Below are 9,696 nucleotides of genomic sequence, written 5' to 3' on the forward strand. Positions count from 1 at the left end.
TCCAGGCATGGTGCCGATCTAGCTTGCCACTCCCCCCACAACCCCCGAGGACTGCCCATGAGCAGCCGAGTGAACCTGCTCGCACCCAAGGTGCGAATGAACCCCTATCCTCTCTATGCCGAGCTGCGCCGGAGCGCCCCGGTGAGCCAGGTGGATCCCGGCGGGCTCTGGGCGGTGGCGCGCTACGCGGACGTCCTCACCGTGATGAAGAATCCGCGGCTCTTCTCCTCGGAGGGCATCCGGCGGACCTACCGCCCGGCGTGGATCTCCAACTACCCCATGGCAGACTCCATGCTCGTCATGGATCCGCCGCACCACACCCGGCTGCGCTCGCTCGTCAACCGCGCCTTCGGGGCCTCGGTGATGACCCGGCTGGAGCCCCGCATCCGGGAGCTCGCACGGCAGCTCGCCACCGCGCTGCCCGCGGGCCAGACGGTGGACTTCGTGGAGGCCTTCTCCATCCGCGTGCCCATCGCCGTGCTGGGAGATCTGGTGGGCATTCCGCCCTCGCTCCACACGCGGCTCAAGCAGTGGGCGGAGGTGATGACGCAATTCACCAGCGTGGGCCCGGAGGACACCGGGTTGCAGGAGCGCATCCGCGCCACGGTGAACGAGGCGCGCGGCCATTTCGAGCAGGTGCTGAAGGAGCGCCGCCGCGCGCCGCGGGATGATCTGATGAGCGACCTGCTGCGCGCGCGCGTGGACGGAGAAGCGCTGACGGCGACGGACCTGATGGGCTTCATGTTCCTGCTGCTCATCGGCGGCCTGGAGACGACGGTGCACCTGCTGAGCATCAGCGCGCTGAAGCTCCAGGAAGACCCCGCGCTGATGGCGCGGCTGCGCGCGGAGCCGGAGCTCCTCCCCCGCTTCATCGACGAGATGCTGCGCCACGGTGGCCCGGTGCACGGGGTGGTGCGGATGGTCACCGACGAGGTGGAGCTCGGCGGCGCGCGCATCCCCCGGGGAGATCGGCTGCTGTTGCTGATGGCCTCGGCCAACCGCGACGAGGCGCAGTTCCCCGACGCGGACCGCTTCGACCTCGACCGTCCCGGTCCGCAGAACCTGCCCTTCGGGCATGGCGTGCACTTCTGCCTGGGTGCCCAGCTCGCGCGCCTGGAGGCACGGCTGGCGCTGGAGGCACTGCTCGCCCGCTTCTCCCGGCTGACGCTCGGCGAGGAGCCGGCGCGGTGGAACATCTCGCTGGTGATGCGAGGGCCCACCCTGCTGCCCCTCGCGGCGCATACGGACTGACGGGTGGAACACCTCCCTGGTGGTGCGCGGTCCGCTGTCCCTGCCGCTCGTGGCGCACCCGCTCTGAGACCTCCTACGATGGGGGCCCCCACTGCATCACCCCCGAGGTCAACCGATGAGCAGTACCAGTCGAGTGAACCTGCTGGCACCCGAAGTGCGTGCGAATCCCTACCCCGTCTACGCCGAGCTGCGCCGCCACGCGCCCGTGAGTCAGGTGGAGCCCATGGGCATGTGGGCGGTCTCGCGTCACGATGATGTGCTGTTCGTCCTGAAGAATCCCCAGCTCTTCGCCTCCGAGGGCTTCCGTCAGGCGTACCGGCCTCCGTGGATCTCCAACTACCCGCTGGCGGACTCGGCGCTCGTGATGGATCCGCCGCGCCACACGCGGCTGAGGGCCCTCATCAACCGTGCCTTCGGGGCCTCCGTCATCACCCGCATCGAGCCCTTCGTCCGCCAACTCGCGACGCGGCTCGTGGCGGCCATCCCCGAGGGCCGCCCGGTGGACTTCGTGGAGCACTTCGCCACGCCCATGCCCATGGGCGTCATCGGCGAGCTGCTGGGCCTGTCCCCCGAGGTGCACCCGCGCCTCATGCACTGGGCGGAGCACCTGGCCCGCTTCACCAGCATCGGCCCGGATGACATCGACAAGCAGGAGGCCATGCGCGCCACGGTGAACGAGGCCCGCGGCCACTTCGAGCAGGTGCTGGAGGAGCGCCGGCGCAACCCGGGCGACAACCTGGTGAGCGACCTGGTGCGGGCGCGCGTGGAGGGCGAGTCCCTGACGGACACGGAGCTGCTGGGCTTCATGTTCCTGCTGCTCATCGGCGGCCTGGAGACGACGCTGCACCTGCTCAGTCACGCCGCCCACCGGCTCCACCTCCAGCCGGAGCTGATGACGCTGCTGCGTGAGAAGCCCCTCCTCGTCCCCCGCTTCATCGAGGAGGTGCTGCGCCACGAGCCACCCGTGCACGGGATGATCCGCCTGGCCACCGAGGAGGTGGCGCTCGGCGGGACGCGCGTGCCCAAGGGCGCGCAGGTGCTCACCCTCATGGGCTCGGCCAACCGCGACGAGAGCCACTTCCCCCACCCGGACGTCTTCAACCTGGATCGGCCCGGTCCGCAGAACCTCCCCTTCGGGCACGGCATCCACTTCTGCCTGGGCTCGCAGCTCGCACGCCTGGAGGCACGGCTGGCCGTGGAGGCACTGCTCGCCCGCTTCTCCGGCCTCGGCCCGGGAGACGCACCGGTGCAGTGGAACTCCTCGCTGATCGTCCGGGGCCCCGCGAAGCTTCCGCTCGTGGCCTGGCCGGCCTGACGCCGGAGAGTGCCCGGCTGCCCTGCCTTCTTCGGGACACCTGCGCCGTGCCTGCCCGGTCTGGTGCGCGTGTCCATGCTGTACAGAAGGCAGGAGGCCCCCATGTTGACCGTCGATACCGATATCTCCACCGCTCGGGCGGTCGCCGCCCGGGCAGCTCCCTCACTCGCCATCATCGAGATGCCCGGCAGGCAGGGGGTCGGTTTCGTCGTCTCCTCCCAGGGCCAGCTCGTCACCAACCTGCACGTGGTGGCGGGCGCCGAGGAGATCCACGTCCTGCTCGCCGACGACCAGCTGCTGCAGGTGGAGCAGGTGCTCGCGCTCGACGAGAAGCGGGATCTGGCCGTGCTGCAGTTGCCCGTGCACGGGGTGGAGGCGCTCCAGCTCGACGGCCATGCCCACCCGGGCGAGGGCGACGCGCTCTTCATCCTCCTGCCGGCCGGCGGAGGCATGCTGGGGCTGATGGAGACGCGGGTCCAGGCGGTGCAGGTGCTCGACGAGTCCCTCACCTTCCTCGAGCTGGAGGCGGGCCTGCCGGAGGATGCCTCGGGCAGTCCGGTGATGGATGCCTCGGGCGCGCTGGTGGGCGTGGCCACGTGCGCCTTCGCGGACGGGCGGCCCATCACCATCGTCATCCCCTCGCGCTACGTGGAGGCGTTGCTGGAGCAGCAGGCCACGCTGCCGCTCTCCACGCTCGCCCTGGCCCGGCCCCTGGCCTCGCGCCAGCGTCAGGTGCCCACGCATCCGCTCTCGCTGCTGGAGGGTTGCGCCACCGACAGCGTGGAGGAGATCGCCCTCGCCATCATGCAGGCCATCCAGCTCGGCGCACCCGCCTACAACCAGGGGGACCCGGAGTCCTGCTACCGCCTCTATGAGCGCACGGCCGAGCGGCTCATCCAGGAGCGTCCGGACTGTCCCGGTGCCCAGGCCGCCCTGCGCGAGGGACTCCAGCGCTGTGCCCGGCTCGACGGCGCGGACGCGTGCGCCTGGGCCCTGCGCGACACCTTCGACGGACTCCTCCACGTCATCGACCGCTGGCTCCAGGCCCAGGCCGCCTTCGCGCGCATGTCCGCTCCCAGGTCGTACCTGCAGTGAAGTGCTCCGTAACCGGAGGAGGCGACCCGTTGGGGATTCCGTTCAGTCCCTGACGCCATGGGTACCCCGGTCACCTGGGGGGACCTGTGGGTAAATCCCTACCCACCGGGGCCATCCCGACCCGTAGTAAGACGGGGTCTGGACGCAATCCACCTCGCCGAGGAGCACATGCGAGCCCTGCTCGTCCCATCCGGGAGCATCGATCTCTCGCCCGTGGAGCTCCTGCTCCGCCAACTCGGCGTGACCCCGACACGGGCCCGGGATGACGAGGCCGCCATCACGGCCTTCCACCTGTCTCCCTATCCCCTGGTGCTGCTGGGAATGGATGAAGCGGGAGACCGCATCGTGCTCGTGCGAGCGCTGCGGGCCTGTCCGCGGGGGGCACAGGCCTCCATCCTGGTCGTGGCGCGTCCCGAGCAGGTGGAGACGCTGCAACCGTTGCTGGAGGCCGGAGCGGACGACTTCCTGCTGCTGCCGCTGGACGAGGCCTCGGCGGCGCTGCGGTTGCGGATCGCCGAGCGCCGGTCGGCGGAGCGGCCGGCGCCGATACCGGACGACTTCGAGCTGGACGGGCTGTGCGCGGTGCTGCTGCGGGAGAGCCCGGTGCCCACCTGCATCACCACGCGCGAGGGCCAGGCCTTCGTGGAGGTGAACGATGCCTGCACGCGGCTGTTCGGCTACGCGCGGGAGGAGATGCTCTGGCGCACCGCGAAGGACCTGAACCTGTGGGAGACGCCCACGGAGCCGGATCGCCTGAGCGCGCTCTTCCGGGAGCAGGGCGTGCTGCGCGGGGTGGAGTCGCGGGTGCGGTCCAAGGATGGGGAGCTGCACCATGTGCTCGTCTACTCGGGCATCGCCGAGTACGCGGGCACGCCGCACGTGGTGACGATGTTCCCGGACCTGACCGAGCGCAAGCAGATGCAGGCGCGGCTACTGCTGTCGGACCGGATGGCCTCGGTGGGCACGCTGGCCGCGGGCGTGGCGCATGAAATCAACAACCCGCTGGCGTACGTGACGGCCAACCTGGGCTACGCGCACGAGGAGCTGGTGCGCCTGCTGGAGCGCGGGGCCGCGGTGCCACAGGACAGCGCTCCGGCCGCGAACCCGTTGAAAGCGGTGTGCGTGGCGCTCGGCGAGGCGCTGGACGGCGCGGACCGGGTGCAGACCATCGTGGGAGATCTCAAGACGTTCTCGCGCGACACGCAGGAGCCGCTGCGAGCGGTGGACGTGAAGAAGGTGCTGGAGCGCACGCTCAACCTGGCGTCCGGGGAGATCCGCCACCGGGCGAAGCTGGTGAAGGAGTACGGGGAGGACGTGCCCCTGGTGCGGGGCAACGACTCGCGCCTGGGGCAGGTGTTCCTCAACCTGCTGGTCAACGCCGCGCAGGCCATTCCGTCCGATGGGGACGCGGACCACCACGAGATTCGCGTCAGGACGCGCCTGGCGGCGCCCGGGAAGGTGGCGGTGGAGGTGTCGGACACCGGAGCGGGCATCGCGCCGGAGCTGATGGGCCGCATCTTCGATCCCTTCTTCACGACGAAGCCGCCGGGGGTGGGAACGGGGCTGGGCCTGTCCATCTGCCACAACCTCATCCACGCCATGGGTGGGGAGATGCAGGTGCGGAGCGACCTGGGGCGGGGCACCACCTTCCAGGTGTTGCTGCCGCCGGCCACCACGGAGATGGAGGAGGCCAGGCCAGCGCCGAGGCCCACGGTGAGCAGTGCCGGAGGGCCGAGGGGGCGCGTGCTGGTCATCGACGACGAGCCGATGCTGTGCACGGCGGTGGAGCGGATTTTGAGGCCGCACCACGACGTGGTGTACACGACGCTGGCGGCCGAGGTGCTGCCGCGGTTGGAAGCGGGCGAGCACTTCGATCTCATCCTGTGTGACTTGATGATGCCGAGGATGAACGGGATGGACTTCCACGCGGCGTTGCAGCGGCTGAGGCCGGAGCTGACGGGGCGGGTCATCTTCCTGACGGGAGGGGCCTTCACGGCGCAGGCGAAGACGTTCCTGGAGCGGGTGCCCAACCGCCGGGTGGAGAAGCCCTTCAACGCGCGTGCCCTGCTGGCGGTGGCGCGCGAGGTGATCTCCACCGTCAGTTGAGGCAGGTGGCAGTCAGGGCAGCTCCGCGTGGCCCGTGAAGGCACGCAGCCAGATTCGAGCTTGCAGCCCGACCGGAGACGTTGGCAGCATCTACCTACTGAATACGTAACCAGTAGGCTCGAATCGTGAACAGACTCTCGAAGGCATCCGTGCGTCGTGCCATGGAAGTGGCGCGGGCTTTCGACCAGCTCATCCTGGCAACCCAAGCTGACTCATTCGAGGTACTGGAGAGCCGATACAAAGCGCTGGAACGTCATCTCCTGCATTCAGTGGTCAAGACGGACTTCGAACGCAAGGAGTTACGGCGGCGTATTGCCGAGAGGCTCTTCACCGAGGCCTTCGGGCATGACTGTCCATGGCCAGTCTTCGGGCGCACCCTGCGGCGCATCCAACGGCTGGGCTACTCGAACGTGGAGCGCCGCTATCATGTGGCCTGCCTCTACGCCATGTGGTGTGAGCACCACCCGGAGCATGACCCACGAGAGGCACGCCGCATGCTCGACGACACCGAACGGCACCTGCTCCGGTTCCCTCGCTCCAGCCCACTGCGCCAGGGTCTGCTGGAGGCACTCGCGGCGAAGCGGAGGCAGACTGGCTTGTAGCCCCGCTCAGAATTGCCTTATCGGCCCCCCGACACCCGCTTGCGAGTGCTCAAGTCACTGCCCGTGCTCGAGTCGTCAACGACCGAGCCATCCGATACGCCAGATTGCTCCGTTCCTTTTGTACAGGCTGCCCAAGAGTACTGCGGCATTTGCGATTTCCGGTACTGCTCCTCCAGCCAGCGCCGCGCATGCAGCGGGTATCCGTCCCTGGTCTCCGCCACGCAGCGCGCCTGCTGCCCACACTGATCAAGCAGTGCCCGAACGGCCCGCATCCGATCGAGGTACGCCATCACACCGGCCTGCGGTCCCGGAACCTTCCCGCAGGCGATGATCACCCGGGCCGCCCGCCGAAACACTGCCTCCAGCCAGCGGTCGTTCTCAGCGCCCACCAGGCCCGATGCTCTCCCTCCTGCCAGCGCCTTGGAACTCACGTCCCGGAAGGCGAACAGGTTCACAATTGTGATGCTGCCCACGTCCTGAAGGCTGGGCGAATTACAAACGAAGGTCTGCACATTCCAGACGGTCCGGTCGCAGCGGCCCGGGTCCGTCCAGGACGGGTTCATCATCAACACTGCCAGTTCTGCTCCCGGGCGCCTGAGGGGCAGGGTGATGTACCAACGATAGTTGTGGCTTTCGTCCCATTCCTCGCGGATATCCGGAACCTTCACGGCCTTGTGGTAGGTATACAGCCTCTGCGGTCGCCGCGAGTCGCCTGCCGACTGGTGGTCGTCGCCCCTGTCGGCTTTGCGCACCCAGTTGCGCAGGGTCGAATCGGTCAAGTTCAGGTCCCTGGCCACCCGGAATAGGCTCTTGCTGCCCTCGCGCACCAACCGGACCGCCTCGGCCTTGAACTCCTGGGTAAAGTTCCGCCTCTTTCTTCGTTCCATGGACACTACCTCTCGTGTAATCGATCCTATCGGGGGTATCCACGAAACCCGAGCAGGCTCAGCGCCAGGGGAAGATCACGCCGTCGAAGAACTCGCCCCCGCCGCTCGCCTCCTGGCTCCGCAGCTTCAGGGTGAAGGCGCCGCGCGCCGCCTCCTCCGTCATCTCCACCTCCATCCCGACACGAAGTGACTTCCCCGGAGGAATGGGCCCCGGTGACCAAACGCCGAGCGCCCTCCACTCCACGCCCTTGGGCCCTACCAGCACCGCGCCAGCGGGTGTCCAGGGGTTGTTCCCGTTGTTTTTCAACTCCAGTTCCAACGCCAGCCGTACCACCTCTCGCCCTTCCTCCATGCGTGCGGTGGCTGTGCGGTAGCTGCGTGCCGTGACGCTGGTGAGCGTGTTGCCCGGACGCGAGGTGATGCTCCGGGTGATGTCCTGATGGGCGATGCCCCCCTCACCCAGCAGTTTCCGAGCAATCAAGCCCAGCAGCCCCACCTGCCCACTGCACCGCGCCTCCAGGCGCGCCTTGTCCTCCTGGCATTGTCGCGCTTCCGCCCGCGCCTGCTGCTCGCCCTCGCCGCAAGAGGCGGGCGGGCGTGGCTGGCGTGTCACCTCCACCTGCCGCGCGGCTTCGGAGGGGTGCACCACCAGCACGAAGCGGGCGCTGGCCGGAGTCATGCCGTCCTGGAAGAAGACCGTCATGGGCACGCGCTCTGCCTGCGTGAGCGCCCGCGTGGGCACCAGAGCCAGCCCCGTCTCCCCCTGCATCACCTGGAAATGCTCCCGCCCGGCCAGTTCCACGCCCCCCACTTTCGCGTCGAAGAGGACGCTGGTGGTGAGGCCCGGGTGGATGCACACCGCGTGCGCCTCCCCGTGCGTGTCTTCCGTCAGCCTCACGTGGCTCGTCCCCGTCACACAGCCAGGTGTCGCGGACAGTGCGGAGGCGTCCAGGGGGGCAGCGAGCAACACGAGTCGCAACAGGGCAGCGGAGGACAGCACGGGCATGGGCGGGGATCTCCCGAGAACGTGGACAGGACCGCGGGAGTGGGGCTCTACCATACCTCCTGCCCGGTCGTGTCCGGTCCACTGCCGTCCCACCTCGCGGACGCCCCTATTTGAAGCGGTCCACCACCCGCACCCGCGCAACGGGGACCACCATCATCTTGCCCGGCGCGCTGCCGGGCTCGAGCTCCTCGCCGACCTTGTTACTGCTGTCCAGCAGCTCCAGACACACGGGGTACGTCACCCCGTTGGGCGTGCGCGCCTCGGTGAAGCGGCCGTACACCCGCCCCTCCTTGACGTAGAGCCGCCCGGAGACCCGGGTGTCGCCCGGCAGCGCGAAGCGTCCGCCATAGCCAAAGTCATCGGCTCCCGCATCCCAGTCGCCTGCCAGGTAGACAGGAGTGTCTTCGTCCACGCGCACGGCCCTGCCACGCACGTTGCTCCATTCCACGCTCTTCATTTCTCCCAGGCGGAAGCCGAGCGTGCCCGTCATGGTCTCCAGGGCCCCGGGGGGGCACGCCTGGGGTGGCGGAGCGGGGCGCTCGGACGGCAGTTGCTGCGGGGCGCCCATGCAGGCTTGCAAGGCGACGCCGGTGAGGCCGAGACACGCGTTGCGCATGGCGGTGCCCCGGCGCTTGGGCGCGGCTTCGAGTTGGGGGCCGGGGGTTGTCTTCGGCGGCTGCTTCACGGGAGCACTGTCCTTTCGGGGCGCCAGCGGCGGGGCGGCGGCCGGGGGAGGAGGCGCCTCGGGCAAAGGCGCGGCCACGGCCCGCACAGGTTCCGGTGCTGGCCCACCCGGCGCCACTTCCTGGCTGGAGCCGAGCCACAACGCCCCCAACGCCACCGCCAACCCCACGCCCACCCCCGTCAGCACCCGGCCCCAGCGCGCCCAGGGCTTCACCGCGCGCCGCCGCTCCGGGTGCAGCACCTGCCGCCAGTCCACGTCCGTCCGGGCCCTCAGTTCCTTCAGCACCCGGCACAGCGTCACGGCGTCCGGGTAGCGCGCCTCGGGCGTCTTGGCCAGCAGCCGCAGGCACACCGCCTCCACCTCCAGGGGCACCCGCGGGTTGACGAGGTGCGGCGGCAGGGGCTCGCGGTGCAGCACCGCCTCCACGTCCTCGCCCCCGTGCTCGGCGCGGCGGAAGGGGAAGCGGCCCGTCAGCAACCGGTAGAGCACCACGCCCAGCGCGTACAGGTCATCCCCCACGCCGGCCCGGTAGTGCGCGCCCGGCTCGCCCGCGTGTGCACGCCCATACGCCCACGCCTCGGGGGCGCGGTAGGCCGGCGTGCCCGGGGGAAACATCCCCTGCGTCAGCGTGGGGCAGGCCGGGTGCCAGCCCACCCCGAAGTCCACCAGCACCGCCTCGCCCGTCTCCTGGCTCACCAGGATGTTGGCCTCCTTCACGTCGCGGTGGATGACGCCCGCCTCGTGCGACA

The 9,696-nt window shown here is 69.5% G+C and carries 8 protein-coding genes and 1 pseudogene; 5 read left to right on the forward strand and 4 right to left on the reverse strand.

What is annotated here, in order from left to right; translation table 11 throughout:
* The first annotated feature begins 57 nt into the window (after window positions 1-57).
* The 5 genes from AC16DP_RS11870 (at window position 58) to AC16DP_RS11890 (ending at window position 6,369) form a co-directional block, all read left to right on the forward strand.
* Entirely contained in the window at window positions 58-1,251 is a 1,194-nt protein-coding gene (locus AC16DP_RS11870) for a cytochrome P450 (RefSeq protein WP_329728342.1), read from the forward strand.
* 115 nt (window positions 1,252-1,366) lie between these two features.
* Complete coding sequence (locus AC16DP_RS11875) at window positions 1,367-2,566, forward strand: cytochrome P450 (protein WP_329728343.1); 1,200 nt, start codon at window positions 1,367-1,369, stop codon at window positions 2,564-2,566.
* A gap of 102 nt (window positions 2,567-2,668) precedes the next feature.
* Window positions 2,669-3,661: a S1 family peptidase gene (locus AC16DP_RS11880; RefSeq protein ID WP_329728344.1), complete on the forward strand. Its 993-nt coding sequence runs from the start codon at window positions 2,669-2,671 to the stop codon at window positions 3,659-3,661.
* 168 nt (window positions 3,662-3,829) lie between these two features.
* The gene (locus tag AC16DP_RS11885) at window positions 3,830-5,767 is read left to right on the forward strand and encodes an ATP-binding protein (protein WP_329728345.1); all 1,938 of its coding nucleotides are present in this window, start codon (window positions 3,830-3,832) and stop codon (window positions 5,765-5,767) included.
* A gap of 125 nt (window positions 5,768-5,892) precedes the next feature.
* Entirely contained in the window at window positions 5,893-6,369 is a 477-nt protein-coding gene (locus AC16DP_RS11890) for a hypothetical protein (RefSeq protein ID WP_329728346.1), read from the forward strand.
* A gap of 17 nt (window positions 6,370-6,386) precedes the next feature.
* On the opposite strand, the gene AC16DP_RS11895 is transcribed toward AC16DP_RS11890, so the two are convergent.
* The 4 genes and pseudogenes from AC16DP_RS11895 to AC16DP_RS11910 all read right to left on the reverse strand — a co-directional run.
* Entirely contained in the window at window positions 6,387-7,121 is a 735-nt protein-coding gene (locus AC16DP_RS11895; protein WP_329728348.1) for a DUF1643 domain-containing protein, read from the reverse strand.
* Window positions 7,098-7,256, reverse strand: a pseudogene (locus AC16DP_RS11900) (transposase); the annotation flags it as partial. The pseudogene AC16DP_RS11900 and the gene AC16DP_RS11895, both read right to left, overlap by 24 nt.
* A 58-nt stretch (window positions 7,257-7,314) precedes the next feature.
* A complete protein-coding gene (locus AC16DP_RS11905) occupies window positions 7,315-8,262 on the reverse strand; it encodes a DUF2381 family protein (RefSeq protein WP_329728347.1) in 948 nt (315 codons plus the stop codon).
* 106 nt (window positions 8,263-8,368) lie between these two features.
* Window positions 8,369-9,696, reverse strand: a 1,328-nt coding sequence (locus AC16DP_RS11910; protein WP_483956703.1) for a serine/threonine protein kinase, incomplete at its 5' end; no start/stop codon positions are given.

The sequence above is a fragment of the Archangium sp. genome (assembly GCF_057119385.1).

Bases quoted from the DNA above. Each gene is read 5' to 3' on its own strand.
- AC16DP_RS11870 (WP_329728342.1), top strand. From the start codon at position 58: ATGAGCAGCCGAGTGAACCTGCTCGCACCCAAGGTGCGAATGAACCCC.
- AC16DP_RS11875 (WP_329728343.1), top strand. From the start codon at position 1,367: ATGAGCAGTACCAGTCGAGTGAACCTGCTGGCACCCGAAGTGCGTGCG.
- AC16DP_RS11905 (WP_329728347.1), bottom strand. From the start codon at position 8,262: ATGCCCGTGCTGTCCTCCGCTGCCCTGTTGCGACTCGTGTTGCTCGCT.
- AC16DP_RS11880 (WP_329728344.1), top strand. From the start codon at position 2,669: ATGTTGACCGTCGATACCGATATCTCCACCGCTCGGGCGGTCGCCGCC.
- AC16DP_RS11885 (WP_329728345.1), top strand. From the start codon at position 3,830: ATGCGAGCCCTGCTCGTCCCATCCGGGAGCATCGATCTCTCGCCCGTG.